The organism is Pedococcus sp. P2_A3 (assembly GCF_056405035.1).
Window position 1 is genome coordinate 23,684 of record NZ_JBFUCW010000031.1, and the last position, 16,867, is coordinate 40,550.

At 72.3% G+C, this 16,867-nt stretch carries 14 protein-coding genes and 1 riboswitch; of the genes, 5 read left to right on the forward strand and 9 right to left on the reverse strand.

Features of this window, described 5'->3' with window-relative positions:
* Nucleotides 1-45: 45 nt before the first annotated feature.
* Genes AC1DX8_RS19305 through AC1DX8_RS19330 form a run of 6 tightly spaced genes read right to left on the reverse strand, consistent with a single transcriptional unit; the run spans nt 46 to nt 7,541 of the window.
* Nucleotides 46-1,401, reverse strand: a complete 1,356-nt coding sequence (locus AC1DX8_RS19305) for an FAD-binding oxidoreductase (protein ID WP_477631570.1) — start codon at nt 1,399-1,401, stop codon at nt 46-48.
* On the reverse strand, nt 1,398-2,225 hold the full coding sequence (locus AC1DX8_RS19310; RefSeq protein ID WP_477631571.1) for an ECF transporter S component: 828 nt from the start codon (nt 2,223-2,225) through the stop codon (nt 1,398-1,400). The genes AC1DX8_RS19305 and AC1DX8_RS19310 overlap by 4 nt, the downstream gene beginning before the upstream one ends.
* Complete coding sequence (locus AC1DX8_RS19315; protein ID WP_477631572.1) at nt 2,225-3,904, reverse strand: ABC transporter ATP-binding protein; 1,680 nt, start codon at nt 3,902-3,904, stop codon at nt 2,225-2,227. The genes AC1DX8_RS19310 and AC1DX8_RS19315 overlap by 1 nt, the downstream gene beginning before the upstream one ends.
* The gene (locus tag AC1DX8_RS19320; protein ID WP_477631573.1) at nt 3,901-4,992 is read right to left on the reverse strand and encodes an energy-coupling factor transporter transmembrane component T; all 1,092 of its coding nucleotides are present in this window, start codon (nt 4,990-4,992) and stop codon (nt 3,901-3,903) included. Before AC1DX8_RS19320 ends, AC1DX8_RS19315 begins: the two co-directional genes overlap by 4 nt.
* Before the next feature lie 9 nt (nt 4,993-5,001).
* Nucleotides 5,002-5,868 (reverse strand): hypothetical protein, encoded by an 867-nt coding sequence (locus AC1DX8_RS19325; protein ID WP_477631574.1) that lies wholly within the window; start codon nt 5,866-5,868, stop codon nt 5,002-5,004.
* Nucleotides 5,868-7,541, reverse strand: coding sequence for a prenyltransferase/squalene oxidase repeat-containing protein (locus tag AC1DX8_RS19330; protein ID WP_477631575.1), 1,674 nt, complete (start codon nt 7,539-7,541; stop codon nt 5,868-5,870). Before AC1DX8_RS19330 ends, AC1DX8_RS19325 begins: the two co-directional genes overlap by 1 nt.
* A gap of 104 nt (nt 7,542-7,645) precedes the next feature.
* Nucleotides 7,646-7,771: riboswitch (cobalamin riboswitch) on the reverse strand.
* Nucleotides 7,772-8,136: 365 nt separating this feature from the next.
* Here AC1DX8_RS19330 and ileS point away from each other — a divergent pair.
* Complete coding sequence (gene ileS, locus AC1DX8_RS19335; protein WP_477631576.1) at nt 8,137-11,475, forward strand: isoleucine--tRNA ligase; 3,339 nt, start codon at nt 8,137-8,139, stop codon at nt 11,473-11,475.
* 127 nt (nt 11,476-11,602) lie between these two features.
* On the forward strand, nt 11,603-12,988 hold the full coding sequence (locus tag AC1DX8_RS19340) for a bifunctional folylpolyglutamate synthase/dihydrofolate synthase (RefSeq protein ID WP_477631577.1): 1,386 nt from the start codon (nt 11,603-11,605) through the stop codon (nt 12,986-12,988).
* A 113-nt stretch (nt 12,989-13,101) separates the two neighbouring features.
* Here the strand turns inward: AC1DX8_RS19340 and AC1DX8_RS19345 are convergent, their stop codons facing one another.
* Nucleotides 13,102-13,233, reverse strand: a complete 132-nt coding sequence (locus AC1DX8_RS19345; RefSeq protein WP_477631578.1) for a hypothetical protein — start codon at nt 13,231-13,233, stop codon at nt 13,102-13,104.
* A gap of 194 nt (nt 13,234-13,427) precedes the next feature.
* Here AC1DX8_RS19345 and AC1DX8_RS19350 point away from each other — a divergent pair, with 194 nt between their 5' ends.
* Nucleotides 13,428-13,841 (forward strand): DUF4233 domain-containing protein, encoded by a 414-nt coding sequence (locus AC1DX8_RS19350; RefSeq protein ID WP_477631579.1) that lies wholly within the window; start codon nt 13,428-13,430, stop codon nt 13,839-13,841.
* Here the strand turns inward: AC1DX8_RS19350 and AC1DX8_RS19355 are convergent.
* Entirely contained in the window at nt 13,810-14,433 is a 624-nt protein-coding gene (locus AC1DX8_RS19355; RefSeq protein WP_477631580.1) for a DUF998 domain-containing protein, read from the reverse strand. The genes AC1DX8_RS19350 and AC1DX8_RS19355 overlap by 32 nt on opposite strands.
* 42 nt (nt 14,434-14,475) lie before the next feature.
* Between AC1DX8_RS19355 and ndk the strand changes: the two genes are divergently transcribed.
* Complete coding sequence (ndk, locus tag AC1DX8_RS19360) at nt 14,476-14,904, forward strand: nucleoside-diphosphate kinase (RefSeq protein ID WP_477631581.1); 429 nt, start codon at nt 14,476-14,478, stop codon at nt 14,902-14,904.
* A gap of 18 nt (nt 14,905-14,922) precedes the next feature.
* On the opposite strand, the gene AC1DX8_RS19365 is transcribed toward ndk, so the two are convergent.
* Nucleotides 14,923-15,444 carry a MarR family winged helix-turn-helix transcriptional regulator gene (locus AC1DX8_RS19365; protein ID WP_477631582.1) on the reverse strand — a complete coding sequence of 174 codons (522 nt, stop codon included), beginning with the start codon at nt 15,442-15,444 and terminating at the stop codon, nt 14,923-14,925.
* Between the two features lie 68 nt (nt 15,445-15,512).
* On the opposite strand from AC1DX8_RS19365, the gene AC1DX8_RS19370 reads away from it, so the two are divergent.
* The gene (locus AC1DX8_RS19370; protein WP_477631583.1) at nt 15,513-16,772 is read left to right on the forward strand and encodes an MFS transporter; all 1,260 of its coding nucleotides are present in this window, start codon (nt 15,513-15,515) and stop codon (nt 16,770-16,772) included.
* Nucleotides 16,773-16,867: the final 95 nt, after the last annotated feature.

Sequence of the window (16,867 nt, forward strand, 5' to 3'; positions counted from 1 at the left end):
GTGCAGCCGACAGGACTCCCTGGACCCGATCACGGTGTGACTCCTTCAGGACCAGTAGACGCGGCCGGGGTTGAGGATGCCTCGTGGGTCGAACAGCGCCTTGACGGCCCGTTGTCGGTCGAGCTCGCGCTCTCCGAGCTCCTGGGCGAGCCATGGCGCCTTGAGGGTGCCCACGCCGTGCTCCCCGGTGATCGTGCCGCCCATCTCGAGCGCCGCCGTGACCACCTCGCCGAAGGCCTGGTGAGCCCGCTGCCGGCTCACCGGGTCGGCCGGGTCGAAGAAGATGCTCGGGTGCAGGTTGCCGTCACCCGCGTGGCCGGCCATCACGATCTCCAGACCCAGCCGGGCGGCGACGCGCTGTCCGGTGCGGATCAGGTCGGTGAGGCGGCCGACCGGCACGCAGACGTCCTCGAGGTAGCGGGGTCCCTTGGCCTCCAGGGCGGGGCTGAGTGCCCGTCGGCCCGCGAGGAGGAGGTCGGCCTCGGCCGGGTCGTCGGCCACGGCCACGTCCACGGCGCCTGCGGCAGCCAGCACCGCGGCATACCGCTGAACGTCCTCGGCGGTGTGGTCCGGCCGGTCGGACTGGACGAGCAGGACCGCCTCGCAGTCCTGCGGGAAGCCGTAGTCGGCCAGGGCCTGGACCGCCGCGACCGCGGCGCGGTCGAGCAGCTCCACGAGCGACGGCACGTGGCGCTCGCGACGCAACGCGACGATGGCGACCGAGGCGGCGTCGAGCGAGTCGAAGGTGGCCAGCACCGTGAGGGCGGGGTCGGGGGCGGGCACCAGCCGGGCGACGACCTCGGTGACCACCCCCAGCGTCCCCTCCGACCCGACGAACAGGCCGGTGAGGTCGAGGCCGGCCACCCCCTTGGCGGTGCGGTGACCCGTGCGCACCACCTCGCCACCGGGCAGCACGACCTGGAGGGCGCGCACGTAGTCGGCGGTGACGCCGTACTTCACGCAGCAGAGCCCTCCCGCGTTGGTGGCGACGTTGCCGCCGACGGTGCAGAACGCGGAGCTGGCGGGGTCGGGTGGGTAGAAGAGCCCCTCGGCAGCCGCGGCGTCCTTGAGGGCCTTGGTGACCACGCCCGGCCCGACCACGGCCAACCGCTCGAGCGGGTCGATCGCGGAGATCCTGTCGAGCCCCTCGGTGTTGAGGACCACTCCTCCCTCGATCGCCACCGAGCTCCCGGTGAGGCTGCTGCGCGCGCCCTGGGGCACGACGGGCGTGCGGGTCGCGTGGGCCCACCGCAGCACCTCGACGACGTCGTCGAGGTCCCGCGCCCGCACGACCTCGAAGCTGCTCGGGGCGACCGCCCCGACCGACTCGTCGACGGCATAGGTCGCCTTGACGTCGGGGTCGGTCACGGTCTGGATGCGCAGCGAGGGGGACGCGCTCATCCGGGCAGCGTATGCCGCGCCGCCGGCTCGTCGCCGAACTCCACCTCCGCGTCGAACGCTGCCCGCCGCGAGGCCCGGCGCAGCGTGCCCAGGACGGCGCGACCGGTCACCGCGATGAGGACGACGTTGGTGACCGCGCGCCCGAGGTCCCACCAGACCGATGTGGCCAGCGAGAAGAGCCCGAACCGGCGCAGATTCTCCCACGGCGCCGCGCCGGCCACGAACGACAGGTCGCTCTCGAGCCCGCTGGCGAACGGCCAGAAGGAGAAGTTGAGCGCGACGCCGTAGAGAACGCCGGCCAGCGCGCCGTAGCCGGCGAGGAGCACCAGCTCCCAGCGTGGGGGCACCCTCGGCAGCAGCCCCGCGCCGAGGCCGACCCAGGCAGCACCGAGCATCTGGTAGGGCAGCCACGGGCCGACCCCGCCGGTGACCAGCGCCGAGGCGAACAAGGTGGTCGAGCCGAGCACGAACCCGAACGCGGGTCCGAAGACCCGCCCGCCCAGCACGAGCAGGAAGAAGACCGTCTCGAGCCCCGCCGTCCCGGCCCCGAGCGGGCGCAGCGCCGCGCCGACGGCCGAGAGGACGCCGAGCATCGCCACGGCCTTGACGTCGAGGCCGCCCTCGCTGATCTCGAACAGCACCACGGCCATCAGCAGCGGCAGCAGCAGCGCGAAGACCAGGGGCGCGTCGGCGTTGTGGCCGAGCCGCGAGCCGGCCGTGGCGAACAACGGCCAGAGGAAGGCGAGCAGCCCGGCCCCGGACACCAGGACGAGGGCAGCCGTGGAGCGCGGGCGCAGCGCGATGGCGCGGGTCTGGGGTGCCATCAGCCGGCCACCCCTGTCGAAGCACGCACCTGGTCGAGGCGCATCAGCCGTGCCGGGGCGAGGACCTTGGCCACCTGGGGCGCGAAGGCCGGGGAGTCGCAGAGGATGTCGACCGCCGCGCCGTCCGCGACCACCGTGCCCTCCGCCAGCACCACGACCCGGTCGGCCACCGTGGCGGCGAACTCGACGTCGTGGGTCGCCACCGCGAGCGCGGTCCCGCTGGCGGCGAGGCCGCGCAACACTGCGGCGAGCGCGGCCTTGCCGGGGTAGTCCAGTCCCCGCGTGGGTTCGTCGAGCAGCAGCACGCCCGGCGACGCCGAGAGCTGGATGGCGAGCACGAGCGCGAGCTGTTGCCCCTCCGACAGGTCGCGGGGATGGTGCTCCTCCGGTATGCCGGGTGCGAGCCTCGCGAGGGTGGCGACGGTCGTGCCGGGGGTCGCGCCGGACTCGTGGTCGGCCTGGTGGCACTCGGCGTGGACCGAGTCGAGGTACAGCAGGTCCGGCGCGCTCTGGGGGACCAGGCCGACGTGGCCCCGCCGGGTGCGAGGTGCCTCGGCCGCGGGGTCGACGCGGTCCCCGGTGGCCGTCACGACGGTGACCGTGCCGCCACTTCGTGTGCCGCTGCCGTGCAGGGCCCAGAGCAGTGAGGACTTCCCCGACCCGTTGCGGCCCATGAGGACGGCGACCTCACCGTCGCGCAGGGTCAGGTCCACCGAGCGCACCGCCGCCACGGAGCCGTGGGTGACCGAGACCTCGGTGGCCACGAGGCGACCGCTGCCCCGAGCGGAGCCGCGCGTGGTCGGGAGCCCGGGTGCGGCGAGGGTGCTGTCGGCGAGCTCGGCTCGCAGGGCGGTGGCTGCCCGACGGGCGTCCCGCACCGTCAGGGGCAGGGGGTCCCAGCCCGCCCAGCGACCGAGGTGGACCACCGGTGGTGCGAGGGCGGCGGTGGCCATGACATCGCGGGGAGCGCCGTGGGTGACGGTGCCGTCGTCGTGCACCTCGACCACCCGGTCGGCCGCGCCGATGATCCGCTCCAGCCGGTGCTCGGACAGCAGGACGGTCAGGCCCAGGTCGTGGACCAGCCGGGTGAGGGTCGCGAGGACCTCCTCGGCGCCGGTCGGGTCGAGGGCGGAGGTGGGTTCGTCCAGCACGAGGAGCCGAGGGCTGGCGGTGAGCACCGAACCGATCGCGACCCGCTGCTGCTCGCCGCCGGACAGGTCACGCAGCGGTGCGTCGCGCAGGTCGGCGATCCCGAGGAGGTCGAGCACCTCCTCGACCCGGCGCCGCATGGCTGGGGGGTCGAGTGCCAGCTGTTCGAGGGTGTAGGCCAGCTCCTCCTCCACGGTGTCCGTGACGAACCCGGCCAGCGGGTCCTGCCGCACCACCCCGACCACAGCGGCGAGGTCCCGTGGCCGGTGCGTGCGTGTGTCGTGGCCGAAGACCGAGACCCGACCCGAGAGGTGGCCGCCGGTGAAGTGGGGGACGGTGCCGTTGACCGCGCCGAGCAGCGTCGACTTGCCCGAGCCGGTCCGACCCGTGACGACGACGAGCTCGCCCTCCTCGACGGCGAACGACGCCGAGCGGATCGCCGGCCGGGGGCTGCCGGCATACCGGATGGAGACGTCGGCGAAGACGACGGGGGCGTGGGGGTCGGGCAGCACGGAGGCGGTGGCGGTCATCGGTCACCACCGCCACGAGTGGCCGGTGGGGCGGGGGCGACCCAGGCCGGCAGGGCCGCGGCCAGGATGCCGACGACGGCGAGCATCGGCAGCGCCGGCGCGGCCAACGGCTCGACGGGAAGGACGAGCGTGCCCGGTGCGCGAGTCGTCTGCACCACCACCAGCACGGCGGCCACCACGCCGGAGGCGGCGACCAGCCACTCGGGCAGGGCCCACGGGTCGGGCCGGTAGACGCTGCGCTGCACGCTGCGCCCACCGACCCGCATGCCGATCGCCGACAGGCCCAGGCCGAGGACGAGCATGGGGAGGCCGACGACGGCGGGAGCGGTGCTGTCGAGGAGCCCGTACATCCCGATCCCGGCTCCCAGCAGCCCGGTCAGGGTCAGCGCGGCGGTGAGCCGGCGGGTGGGCGCTGACTGCTCGGTGCGGCGACCGTAGCCGCGGGAGTCCATCGCGGAGGCCAGTGCGAGCGACCGGTCGAGGGTGTCGTGCAGCACCGGCAGGGCCACCCGGCCCACCGACCGGATCCCGGCGCCACCCTCGCCGCGCAGCACCCGGGCCCGCCGCACCCGCTGGACGCTCTCCGCCAGCTGCGGCGCGACGGTGACCGAGATGACCACCGCCGTGCCGATCTCGTGCAGCGCACTCGGGAGGGCCCGCAGGAGGCGCTTGGGGTTGGCCAGGGCGTTGGCTGCACCGATGCAGGCGATGAGGCTGGCCAAGCGCAGTCCTTCGACCGCGGCCGCGAGCAGGCCTTCGAGGTAGAGGGGACCGAGCAGCGTGATGCCCGGCAGCGCCACGCTCGGCAGCGAGTAGAGCCTCGTGCTGCCGAACTTGTAGCCCACCACCACGTGCAGGAGCAACCGCACCACGATGATGAACGCCCCGAGCCCGAGGTAGAGCCGGAACGCCCGCGCCCACGGCGAGCTGCCGCGTCGGGCTGCGACCACGAGGCTGGCGACGGTCACGGCGAGCAGAAGCAGGAGGGGGTTGGTCATGCGCGAGCAGGCCACCGCCAGCCCGATCGCCCACACCCACCAGGCGACCGGGTGGAGGTGACGGGACAGCGGTGGTCCTGCGGTGCGCACGGGCCTCCCTCAGCCGGTGGCTCGGCGGCGGATCGCGAGGTATGCCGCCCCGGCGCCGACCAGCCCGACCAGGCCCAGCCCGGCCAGCAGCGTGGTGGGCGAGCCGGAGTCGGTGGACTCCGGCTGGGCAGCGGCGGCGCTGCCACCGGCACTCGTGGCGTCGCCCGCCGGCGTCGTCCCGCTGGTGGCACCGTCCGTCGGCGACGGGGCGGTCGTGCTGCCCAGCGCCGTGGTCGACGGCGCTGCGGCGGGCCTGGTCACCGACGAACCCGCAGCCGAGCTGGTTCCGGCGACGGATGTCGACCCCGCCGAGGTGCTCGAGCTGGGGGGGCGCGCAGGGGTGGTCCCGACGGGCTTGGGCGTCGGCTTGGGCGCCGGCGGCCGGCTCGACGAGGACGACGGGCTCGGCGTGGGCGTGGGAGCCGGCGCGGAGGCGCCTGGAGGCGGGCTGCTGGGTGCCCCACCGGAGCCGAAGGCGAACCCGATGACACTGCCCGGCGCTGGGTTGTAGTCCGCCACGCCAGCGCTGCTGTAGGTCCATGACCCGCCGCGAGAGGCGTGGAAGAAGGCCCAGTAGGCACTCGCTGGCGGCATGCGCTGGCAGGTCTGGTTGGACGGGACGCCGTTGATCTTGCAGACGACGCCGTCGCCGTACATCGGGACGTAGTTCACTCCCGCGACGGCTTGGAGGGCGCCGCCGGCGGTGGAGGGGTCGCCCGGCGAGCAGAGGGTCGTGCTGCTCGACCCGTAGTCGATGACCACCGTGACGCCGGTGCTTCCCGAGCACGCCGCGGCCTGGGCGGCCCCGCCCGGGAGGGCGAGGCCACCGGCCAGGACGAGGCCAGCGGCGGCGACGAGGCGCGCGAGTCGCCGCATCAGGCGTGCACGCCCTTGCGCCGGGCCAGCACCATCGCGCCGACTCCGGCGAGCAGGAGCAGGGTGCCGAGCAGCGACGTCGCGGCCACGTCGGCCCCGGTGCGGGCGAGTGCTCCGGGCACGGCTGAGGCGGCGCCGGCGGGGTCACCCGAGCCGGCCGCAGGAGCGGCCGTCGTGGTCGACGTCGCCGGACGGCTCGTGGTCGTCGTGGTGGTCGTCGTGGTCACCGGCGGCGCGGGGCAGGCCGTGGCCGCGGGAGCGTCCTGCACGCCAGGGGCGGCGACCTCGACCAGCGACCCGCCGGCCAGGGCCAGGGTCGACTGGGGGGTGGCCCGCAGCTCGCGGTTCACGGCCGCGTCGAATGCGGTCTGCTCGGTGGGCGTGGTCGGCGTGGTCTCGAGCGTCGTGCGGTCGGCGGTGGTGAACGCGATGCCACCACTCGACGCCGCTGGCGCGGTCGGGCCGACCTGCAGGGTCACCAGGAACGCGCTGGCGGAATCGGCCGGTACGGTGCGCCCGCCGGCGTAGAAGGCCTGGGCGGCCACGGCGGTGGTGTTGGCGTTGGTCGTGCCGTCGGAGCTGCTGAAGGCGCCGGAGGGCGCCTGCAGGGCCTCGAGGCGATCCAGCGCCCGGCCGAGCGCGGCGCTGGCCCGGGCGGGCAAGGTGTTCGCCCCGGTGCCGCAGAGCAGCGCGAGACCGGAGGCGACCAGCGCCTGCGCGGCGAAGGCCGTGGCGTCGGGGTCGCTGGTGCAGCCCGCGCCCTCGAGCGCGCCGCGGAACCCGCCGTCCGCGCACTGCTGGGCGAGCAGGAAGGCCACCGAGTCGGTGGAGAGCGGTTCACCGGCGCGCGCCAGGGCGATCAGGGCCAGCGACTGGCCGATCGTGTTGGAGTAGTCGCACGGGGGGAAGCCGCAGTCGACCGGCAGGTCGGAGAAGCGTCCCGGCTCCACGGCGCCCTCGGCGTCACGGAGGCCCGCGATGAGGTCGAGGCCACCCACGTCGTGCGGGTTGGCCCCGTGGGCCACCGCGGCCAGCAGGGCCTTCGCGGTGGGCCCGGCGTACTGGGAGGCGAAGTCGGTGCCGAGGTAGCTCCCGATGTTCGTGTCGAGGTACCCGTAGCTGGCGTCGGCCTGGGCGGCCTGGGTGCCGACGGCGTCGAGCGCGAGGATCGCGTCGATGGTGTTGCCGCCGTCGAAGAAGGTCGAGCCCGGGTAGACGTAGTGGTCGCCATCGGCGGCCAGCGTGCTGGCGATGAAGGCGGCGGCGCTGCCGGACTCCGGGACGGCGGCGAGAGCGGCGGCGGCAGCCGCGGCCTTGGCCATCACCCTGGCGGCGGCTGACGGGGCGGACGCGCTGCTCGTGGTGGACGACTCGGCCGACGGCAGGCCGGTGGTCGGGCCCGCGGTCGGCGTGGTCGTGGTGGAGGTGGACGTGGTGGACGTGGTGGACGTCGACGTCGTGGACGGATCGGTGGACGTCGTGCCGGTCGACGTCGGGCTCGACGTGCTGGTGCTGGAGGTGGTGGTGCTCGTGCCCGTCCCGGTGGGGCTGGTGGTCGTGACGGGGGTGGGTTCGGTCGTGCCGGCGAACGCCGCGCCGGGGACGACCAGGGTGGCTGCCAGGGCCAGGGCGAGCGCAGTCGCCGGACGGGCCCTGCGAAGGGTGCGGTGCATGGTGCCTCTTCACTGCGAACGGTGTCGCGACGGGTGCACCGGCACCAGAACGTGAAAGACCCCCGGCGTCGCTGGAAGCGACATCGGGGGGCGGCCTCGGACCAGGTGTCCGGGCTCCGCCCCGCGTACCTCGACGGAAATGGAGCCGCTTCGCGATCCAGGTGTTCCGGCTTGCCGCGTTTCAGGCGGCCTACGGTTGCGGGTCAGCGCCGGCATCTGACCGGCTTCCCCTGGTGTCGCGTCGTGGTGTCGCCCTAGGACGACGTCGCTCAGGGTACACCGCGATCAGGGGTCGTCCCGCCGTGCGCACGTGCCGTTCGTCACGACTGGCTAGACTGTGCTGCACAGGCGTCGAACCGGCCATCACCGGGGAGCCTCCGGAAGAACGGCAGGGCGCCGCGCGGCATACGCGGGGCACCCGGCTCACTAGAACCGGACGGGTGGGTCCGTCACAACCTTGGGCAAGAGCGGTCGTATGCCGCGTGCGTGAGCACGCGGGGCGCGGCAAGCGAGGTGGCACCGCGGTGCCGTCGGGAAACCCCGGCGACGTCGTCCTCGTGTGAAGACACGAGTTGATGTGAGGACCGCCGACACCATGACCTACCCCAAGGTCTCCCGCGACACCGAGCCCGCTGGCGTGCCCGCCTCGCCCCGCTTCCCCGAGATCGAGGAGCGCATCCTCAGGTACTGGGACGAGGACGGCACCTTCGTCGCGTCGGTGGAGAACCGCTCGGCCGGCACGAACGGTGACAACGAGTTCGTCTTCTACGACGGCCCGCCGTTCGCCAACGGCCTGCCCCACTACGGCCACCTGCTGACCGGCTACGTCAAGGACCTCATCCCGCGCTACCAGACGATGCGTGGTCGCCGGGTCGAGCGCCGGTTCGGCTGGGACACCCATGGTCTCCCTGCAGAGCTCGAGGCGATGGCGCAGCTGGGCATCAAGACCAAGGACGAGATCCTCGAGATCGGCATCGAGGAGTTCAACGCGAAGTGCCGCCAGTCGGTGCTGAAGTACACGGGGGAGTGGCGGGAGTACGTCACCCGCCAGGCCCGGTGGGTCGACTTCGACCACGACTACAAGACGCTCAACCCCGACTACATGGAGTCGGTCATCTGGGCGTTCAAGTCGCTGCACGACAAGGGCCTGATCTACGAGGGCTTCCGCGTGCTGCCCTACTGCTGGAACGACCAGACGCCGCTGTCGAACCACGAGCTGCGCATGGACGACGACGTCTACCAGATGCGCCAGGACCCGGCCGTGACCGTCGGTGTGCGACTGTCCACCGGGGAGCTGGCGCTGGTCTGGACGACCACGCCCTGGACGCTGCCCTCGAACCTCGCGGTGATGGTCCACCCCGACATCGACTACGTCGTCGTGGAGTCGTCCGTGCCGACCGGCAGCACCGAGCGCTACGTCATCGGCGCGGAGCGTCTCCCGAGCTACGCGCGTGACCTGTTCGGCGACCCCAAGGCCGACGTCGAGTCGTTCGTCGTCGAGCGGCTGAAGGGCCGCGACCTGCTCGGTCGCTCCTACACCCCGCCGTTCAGCTACTACCAGGGCCACGAGAACGCCCACCGCGTCGTCGAGGCCGACTTCGTCACGACCAGCGACGGCACCGGCCTGGTCCACAGCGCCGGGGCCTTCGGTGAGGACGACAAGGTCGTCACCGACCGCGAGGGCATCGAACCGGTCATGCCGGTCGGTCCGGACGGCTGCTTCACGTTCCCGGTGGCGGAGTACGAGGGCATGCTCGTCTTCGACGCCAACCTGCCGATCATCGACCACCTCAAGGCCGCGACGCGCGGCGAGGCCGACCACGGCGCGGTCACCGACGGCACCGTCCTGGTGCGTCGCGAGACCTACGACCACTCCTACCCGCACTGCTGGCGGTGCCGGCAGCCGTTGATCTACAAGGCGGTCTCGAGCTGGTTCGTCGAGGTCACCAAGTTCAAGGACCGCATGCTCGAGCTCAACGAGCAGATCGACTGGACCCCCGACCACATCAAGAACGGCCAGTTCGGCAAGTGGCTCGACAACGCCCGCGACTGGTCGATCACCCGCAACCGCTTCTGGGGCAGCCCGGTGCCGGTGTGGCGCTCCGACGACCCGCAGTACCCGCGGATCGACGTCTATGGCTCGTTCGAGGAGCTCGAGCGCGACTTCGGGCGGCTGCCCCGCAACTCCGACGGCGAGGTCGACCTCCACCGTCCCTTCGTCGACGACCTCACCCGGCCCAACCCCGACGACCCGTCGGGACGGTCGACGATGCGTCGCGTCGAGGACGTCCTCGACGTGTGGTTCGACTCCGGCTCGATGAGCTATGCCCAGGTGCACTACCCGTTCGAGAACGCCGAGTGGTTCGAGCACCACTTCCCGGCCGACTTCATCGTCGAGTACATCGGGCAGACCCGCGGCTGGTTCTACATGCTCCACATCCTCTCGACGTCGTTGTTCGACCGGCCTGCGTTCAGCTCGGTCATCTGCCACGGCATCGTGCTCGGGTCCGACGGCCAGAAGATGTCGAAGTCGCTGCGCAACTACCCCGACGTCCGCGAGGTCTTCGACCGTGACGGGGCCGACGCCATGCGCTGGTTCCTCATGGGCAGCCCGATCCTGCGCGGCGGCAACCTCATCGTCACCGAGCAGGGCATCCGCGACGGCGTGCGTCAGGTGATCATCCCGCTGTGGAACACCTGGTACTTCTTCTCGTTGTACGCCAACGCCTTTGGCGGCGGTGGTGCTGACGGTGGCGCTGGCGGCAACGGCGTCGGGGGGTACGAGGCCAAGTGGTCGACGGCGTCCACGGACCCGCTCGACCGCTACCTGCTGGCCAAGCTGAGGCAGTTCGTCGAGACGATGACCACCCAGCTCGACGGGTACGAGGTCGCGTCGGCCTGCGAGACGACGCGCGGCTTCCTCGACGTGCTCACGAACTGGTACGTGCGCCGTTCGCGCGAGCGGTTCTGGGACACCGGCGCCTCGACAGGCGGCTCGGCCCGTGCTGCCGGTCAGGCGTTCGACACCCTCTACACCGCCCTGGAGGTGCTGTGCCGCGTGACCGCGCCGCTGCTCCCGCTGGTGACCGAGGAGATCTGGCGTGGCCTGACCGGCGGTCGCTCCGTGCACCTCACGGACTGGCCCGAGGCGTCCGACCTGCCTGCGGACGACGCCCTCGTGGCCGCGATGGACCGGGTGCGGGACGTCTGCTCGGTGGCATCCTCGCTGCGCAAGGCCGACGGCCTGCGCACGCGCCTGCCACTCGGTGACCTCACCGTGGTCGTGGCCGACGCCGCCGCGCTGGAGCCCTACGCCCCGATCATCGCCGACGAGGTCAACGTCAAGCAGGTCACGCTCATCGACGAGAGCGACCCGGCTGCGGCCGCCTTCGCGGTCGACCAGCGGCTGACCGTGCACGCCCGCGCGGCCGGCCCGCGACTGGGCCGCGACGTGCAGAAGGTCATCCAGGCCTCGAAGTCCGGCGACTGGTCGGTGGACGAGGATGGCACCGTGCAGGCCGGCGGGATGGTGCTGCACGAGGGGGAGTTCACCCTCGAGCAGGCCTTCCTCGGCGAGAAGGACGAGCGGCACAGTCGCGCGCTCCTGCCCAACGGTGGCGGAGTGGTGGTCCTGGACACCTTGGTCACGGCGGAGCTCGCCCAGGAAGGGCTGGCGCGCGACATCGTGCGTGCCGTCCAGCAGGCCCGGCGCGACGGCGGGCTCGAGGTGTCCGACCGGATCTCGTTGACCGTCACCGGGTCCCAGGCGGTGTGGGAGGCGACGGTGGCGCACCAGAGCCTCATCGTCGAGGAGACCCTGGCCAGCCAGTTCGGGTCGGCCCCACAGCTCGATGCCCTGCCGGAGCGGGCCGACGTCGTCAGCGCCACCGTCGGCGACGGCGAGGCGGTCCGCATCAAGGTGATGAAGCTCTGAGCTGAACTGACCTGAGCTGAGCTGGGCTGACCTGGCCTGTGATGAACCGGCTGGCGAAGCGGGCGGTGGTCCTGCGGGACTGCCGCCCGTTTCGCGTCCGGGGCGGGCGCTGCGGGAGGATGGCCCCATGCCCGCTCCCGATGCCGCCCAGCGCGAGGCCGCGCACAACCTCGAGGTCATGAAACGGCTCCGTGAGGTCGAGCAGGCGATCGACGCCCGTGCGCCCGAGACCGACATCGAGCCGTCGCTCGACCAGATCACCGCGGTGATGGACCTGCTCGGTGACCCGCAGCGCACATATCCCGTCATCCACCTCACCGGCACCAACGGCAAGACGTCGACGACGCGGATCATCGACTCGCTGCTGCGCGAGATGGGGCTGAAGACGGGCCGGTTCACCTCGCCCCACCTGCACTCGATGCGCGAGCGGATCGCCTTCTCGGGGGTGCCCATCAGCCCGGAGAAGTTCATCGCCGCCTACGACGAGGTGCTGCCGTTCGTCGAGATCGTGGACGCCCAGTCGGCCGAAGCCGGACGACCGCCGATGAACTACTTCCAGATGCTGGTGGCCATCGCGTATGCCGCGTTCGCCGACGCGCCCGTCGACGTCGCCATCGTGGAGGTCGGGTTGGGCGGCGCGTGGGACGCGACCAACGTCGCCGACGGCCAGGTCGCGGTGGTCACGCCGGTCAGCCTGGACCACACCCGCATGCTCGGTGACACCGTGGAGGCGATCGCTGACGAGAAGTCRGGGATCATCAAGGCCGACGCGGTCGCGGTCATCGGGGTGCAGGAGCCCGAGGTCACGGAGATCATGGCCGAGCGAGCGGAGGCTGTGGGCGCACGAATCGCCTTGGAGGGAAACGACTTCGGTCTTCTCACCCGTGAGGTTGCCGTGGGTGGCCAGCAGATCTCGGTGCGTGGCCTGGGCGGCGACTACGAGGACCTCCTGCTGCCGCTGCACGGCGCCCACCAGGCCCACAACACCGTCCTCGCCATTGCGGCTGTGGAGGCCTTCCTCGGGGGCGGCGAGCAGCGCCTCGACCCAGACATCGTGCGGGCCGGCATCGCCGCCGTCGCGTCTCCCGGCCGGCTCGAGATCGTGCGCCGCTCGCCCACGGTCCTCGTCGACGCGGCGCACAACCCGGCCGGCGCGCTGGCGCTGCGGGCCGCGCTGGAGGACTCGTTCAACTTCGCCCGGATCATCGGCGTGATTGCCATCCTCAAGGACAAGGACGCCACCGAGATGCTCGAGATCCTCGAGCCCGTGCTCGACCACGTCGTCGTCTCCCGCACCACCTCGCCGCGCGCGATGCGACCCGACGAGCTCGGTGAGCTGGCGGTCGAGATCTTCGGAGAGGACCGCGTCACCGTGGTGCAGGACCTGCCGGACGCCCTCGACACCGCCGCCGGGCTCGCCGACGAGGGTGGCGTCGGCGGGGGCGTGCTCGCCACCGGGTCGGTGACGACGGCCGCCGAGGTGCGCATGCTGCTGGGCGCCACGGAGGTCTGACCCCCGCCGTTCGCACCTCTGTCGGGTGACCCGCTAAAGGTGGGCTTCACCCCGAAACCGTTCCGTGGTGAAGCCCGCCTTTGCCGGGTGAGGCGAGGTACCGACCGGGTCGGCTACTTCTTGCCGAGCTGCCCGATGTCGAGGTGGGTCTTCGCGTCGGCCTTCGCGTGCTTCTCGGCGCGCTTCTCCTTGATGGACTTGCCCGCCTTCTTGGCCAGGTGTTGTCGGGGTGACTTGTCGGCCATGGCTGTGCTCCCAGCGCTAGGAAGCCTGAATGACTCCGTGGTGTGACAGTACGCCCGTTCCAGCGCGCGCACGGCGCGGAAAGGCACACGGCATACCCTTGGGCCATGTTCGGGAAGCTGTTGGTGCTCGTCATCGTGGTAGCCGTCGCGTTCTGGCTGGTCACGCGGTTCCGTGACAACGGCCGGGGTGGTCGATGAAGGGGATCGTCGTCTACGGCTCGCTCGGCAAGTTCACCTGGCGGATGCTCGCCACCGTGCTGGGCAGCCAGGGAGTCGTCGTGTTCCTCGGTGCCCTGGTCGCGCGGGGGATCGCCAGCGCCGAGGGCGACGACCGCAGCCACGCCTGGCTCTGGACCGGGGTCGGGCTCGCCGTGCTCTGCTTCCTCGCCGCAGGGCTGATGCGTCGCCCGTGGGGCGTGACGCTGGGGTGGCTCATCCAGGTGCTCACCTTCGCGAGCGCCGTGGTGGTGCCGGCCATGGTCGTCGTCGGCGTCATCTTCCTCGCACTGTGGGTGGGCTCGCTCGTCCTGTGCCGCCGGGTGGAGGACCAGGTCGCGGCGCGTCAGGCGGCGGAGGTCACCGCACAGCCGGACGCCGCGACGCAGTAGCGAGGGCGACGAGCGGCAACCAGAGCTTGGCCGGCCAGACCGCCGCGCGCTCGGCGAGACCGACCCACTCGTCGTGGCCCAACAGTGCCGCGAAGCAGGCCACGCCGACCAGGGCGACCGTCGCGAGGCTGAGCCCCGCCCGGCGCGCGGCTCCCGGGCCGAACAAGCGGGTGTGGAGGAGGAGGGCAACCGGTTGCGTCACGAACACCGGCAGGGCCACCAGGGCGTGCGCCGTCGGGTGCCTGTCGACCGGCAGGAGGCCGACGCCCACGGACGCGACCCCGGCCACCACCCAGAGCCAGCCGACGACGATCCGCAGGGCGCCGTGGCCGCGGGCGCGGAGGAGGGGGAGAGTCCCGCCGGCCTGCAGGAGACCGAACACGACGAACACCACGTTCATGAGCACCGGTGCCGAGGAGCACCCGGCGTCACCCGGGTCGCAGGCCGTGCCGAGGGCGCTGATCGTGTCGTCGCGCAGTGAGTAGTCGACCCCGGCGAAGGCGGCCAGACCCAGCTCGGCGACGAGGTAGGCAGGCTGGGCCAGCCACGCGGCATACGCGAAGGTCTCGCTGGTCCGTTCCGCCCGTCGCACACGGTGACGCTAGCCCCTGCACGGCTCGGTAGGCTGACCGCCGTGACGACTCAGACCGAACGTTCCCTTGTCCTCGTCAAGCCCGACGGCTTCGCCCGGGGCCTCTCCGGCGAGGTGCTGCGCCGCATCGAGGCGAAGGGCTACACCCTCGCCGCGCTCGCGGTGACCACCCCGACCCGCGAGCAGCTGGCCGAGCACTACGCCGAGCACGAGGGCAAGCCCTTCTACGAGCCGCTGGTCGAGTTCATGTCCAGCGGCCCCGTGACGGCGATCGTCATCGAGGGCAACCGCTGCATCGAGGGCTTCCGAGCCCTGGCCGGTGCCACCGACCCCACGGCCGCGCTGCCGGGCACCATCCGCGGCGACCTCGGGCGGGACTGGGGCAAGAAGGTGCAGGAGAACATCGTCCACGGGTCCGACTCCCCGGAGTCGGCCGCGCGCGAGATCGCGATCTGGTTCCCGAACCTGTAGGCACGGCGAGACTGACGGCTATGGCGTCTCGAGGTCGTCGAGACTGCTGATCACCACTTCGAGGAGCGCGGCCAGCTGGTCGCGCTCCTTGCGTGTCAGGCCCGCGAGGACGTCGGACTCGACGACGTTCGCCTCGCGCACCGCGGCACCGAACAGCTCCCAGCCCTGGTCGGTGAGCTCGACGAGCACGCGGGTGCGGTTGTCGGGGTCGGGGGAGCGGCGCACGAGGCCGCGTTCGGTCATCTTGTCGAGCCGGTGCGTCATCGACGACGCGGCCACGTTGCTGGCGTCAGCGAGGCGGCTGGGGGTCATGGGGTCGCCGTCCGCCGTCGCGAGCTGGGCCACGACCGACCACTCGCCGTGGGACAGGTCGAGGTCGGCGAGCTGGCGGGTGTACCACTGCTCGAGCTTGCGGCTCATCGAGTTCACCGCCGTGATGACCCGCTGCACCGACTCGTCGCCACCAGCGGCGACGTAGGTCGCGACGGCTTCCTGGTACTGCTCCTTCGCGCTCTGGGCGCGCTTTCCGCGGGGAGGCATGGCTGCATCTTCGCATGCTAAGATTTCGACGTCGAAATATTCGGACTCGAAGAACTGTTGATCCCCTCATGCGCGCCCGCCTCCTGATCCTCGCCTCCGCCGTGGCCATGCTCGGCTGGGGCACCGTGCTGCCCTACCAGTACGCCTACGCCGCCACCACGCGCGGCTGGGGCGCCCTCGTGGCGGCGGCAGCCTCGAGCCTGTTCTCGGTGGGCGCGCTGCTCGCCGCGCCGGTCGGCGGGCGGCTCGCCGACCGCATCTCACCCGTGACCGTCGCCGTGGCCGCCAAGGTCGTGGCCGCGGCCGGGGCCGCCTCGCTGATCTGGGCGAACGGTCCCGTCTCCTTCCTCGTCGGCATGTTCGTCTTCGGCCTCGGCATCACGGCGGCGGGTCCGGCCCAGTCCGTGCTCGTGCTGCGCTGGGTGGGCGGGGCGGACCGCCGCAAGGTCTTCGCCTGGCAGTTCACCGGGCAGGCCCTCGGCATGGCCGTCGGCGCGTTCGCCGCCGGCTACGTCGTCGACCTCGACCGTGCGTCCGGCATGTGGCCGGCCTTCGCGGCCGCCGCCGCCGGCTTCCTCGTCTCCGGTGGCCTCCTCGTCGCGGCCGGTGCCCGCCGCTGGGGTATGCCGGTCGGCTCGCTCGACGAGCCCGGCCTCACCTCCCAGGGCGTCGGGTCCACCAGCCCCCGCGAGGCCCTCCGCGCGATCTGGGCGATCCCGGCGCTGCGCTGGACCGCCCTGATCACGGTGACCCTGGCGCTGGGCTTCTATGCCCAGTTCGAGTCGGGTCTGCCGGCCTACGCCCTCACCGTCCTGCACGTGGAGGAGACCACCATCGGCCTCGCTGCGGCGGTCAACTGCGTCGTCATCATCGCCCTGCAGATGCTCGTCGTCCGGCTGACGGCCCGGCGCAGTGGCGCGACCCTGCTCATGGGGGTGGGCCTGATCTGGACGCTGTCCTGGCTGGTCCTGGCCGCAGCCTCGCTCACTCCGGAGCTGTCGGCCGCCCTCTTCGTCACGACCTTCGGCATCTTCGCGGTCGGCGAGACGATGTACGCGCCGGTGCTCAACCCGCTCACCGCGAGCCTGGCCCCGTCCGGGCTGGTCGGCACCACCCTCGGCACGTTCACCGCGCTGCAGACCGGGTTCTCGGCCGTGGGTCCGCTGGTCGCCGGGGTCATCCTCGGGGCCGGTCTCGGCAGCCTGTTCATCGGCCTGCACGTGGCGATCAGCCTGCTGGCCGTGTACGCCGCCTGGCGTCTGCGGGCTGCGATGCGCCGCCCGCAGGTGGAGGCCCAGCCGGCCCGGGAGGCCGCCCTCGCCGCCTGACCGCGCGGCTTGGGCACGCGGCCTGGGCACGCGGCATACCTCCCACCGCCACTCGCAAAACGGCCGTTGCTCGGCAACACGGGGTCTATAGCCCC

Coding starts and splice junctions, on each gene's coding strand:
- AC1DX8_RS19365 (WP_477631582.1), bottom strand. CDS start 15,444: ATGCCTCCCCGCGGAAAGCGCGCCCAGAGCGCGAAGGAGCAGTACCAG.
- AC1DX8_RS19345 (WP_477631578.1), bottom strand. CDS start 13,233: ATGGCCGACAAGTCACCCCGACAACACCTGGCCAAGAAGGCGGGCAAG.
- ileS (WP_477631576.1), top strand. CDS start 8,137: ATGACCTACCCCAAGGTCTCCCGCGACACCGAGCCCGCTGGCGTGCCC.
- AC1DX8_RS19315 (WP_477631572.1), bottom strand. CDS start 3,904: ATGACCGCCACCGCCTCCGTGCTGCCCGACCCCCACGCCCCCGTCGTC.
- AC1DX8_RS19305 (WP_477631570.1), bottom strand. CDS start 1,401: ATGAGCGCGTCCCCCTCGCTGCGCATCCAGACCGTGACCGACCCCGAC.
- AC1DX8_RS19325 (WP_477631574.1), bottom strand. CDS start 5,868: ATGCGGCGACTCGCGCGCCTCGTCGCCGCCGCTGGCCTCGTCCTGGCC.
- AC1DX8_RS19330 (WP_477631575.1), bottom strand. CDS start 7,541: ATGCACCGCACCCTTCGCAGGGCCCGTCCGGCGACTGCGCTCGCCCTG.
- AC1DX8_RS19370 (WP_477631583.1), top strand. CDS start 15,513: ATGCGCGCCCGCCTCCTGATCCTCGCCTCCGCCGTGGCCATGCTCGGC.
- AC1DX8_RS19350 (WP_477631579.1), top strand. CDS start 13,428: ATGAAGGGGATCGTCGTCTACGGCTCGCTCGGCAAGTTCACCTGGCGG.
- AC1DX8_RS19310 (WP_477631571.1), bottom strand. CDS start 2,225: ATGGCACCCCAGACCCGCGCCATCGCGCTGCGCCCGCGCTCCACGGCT.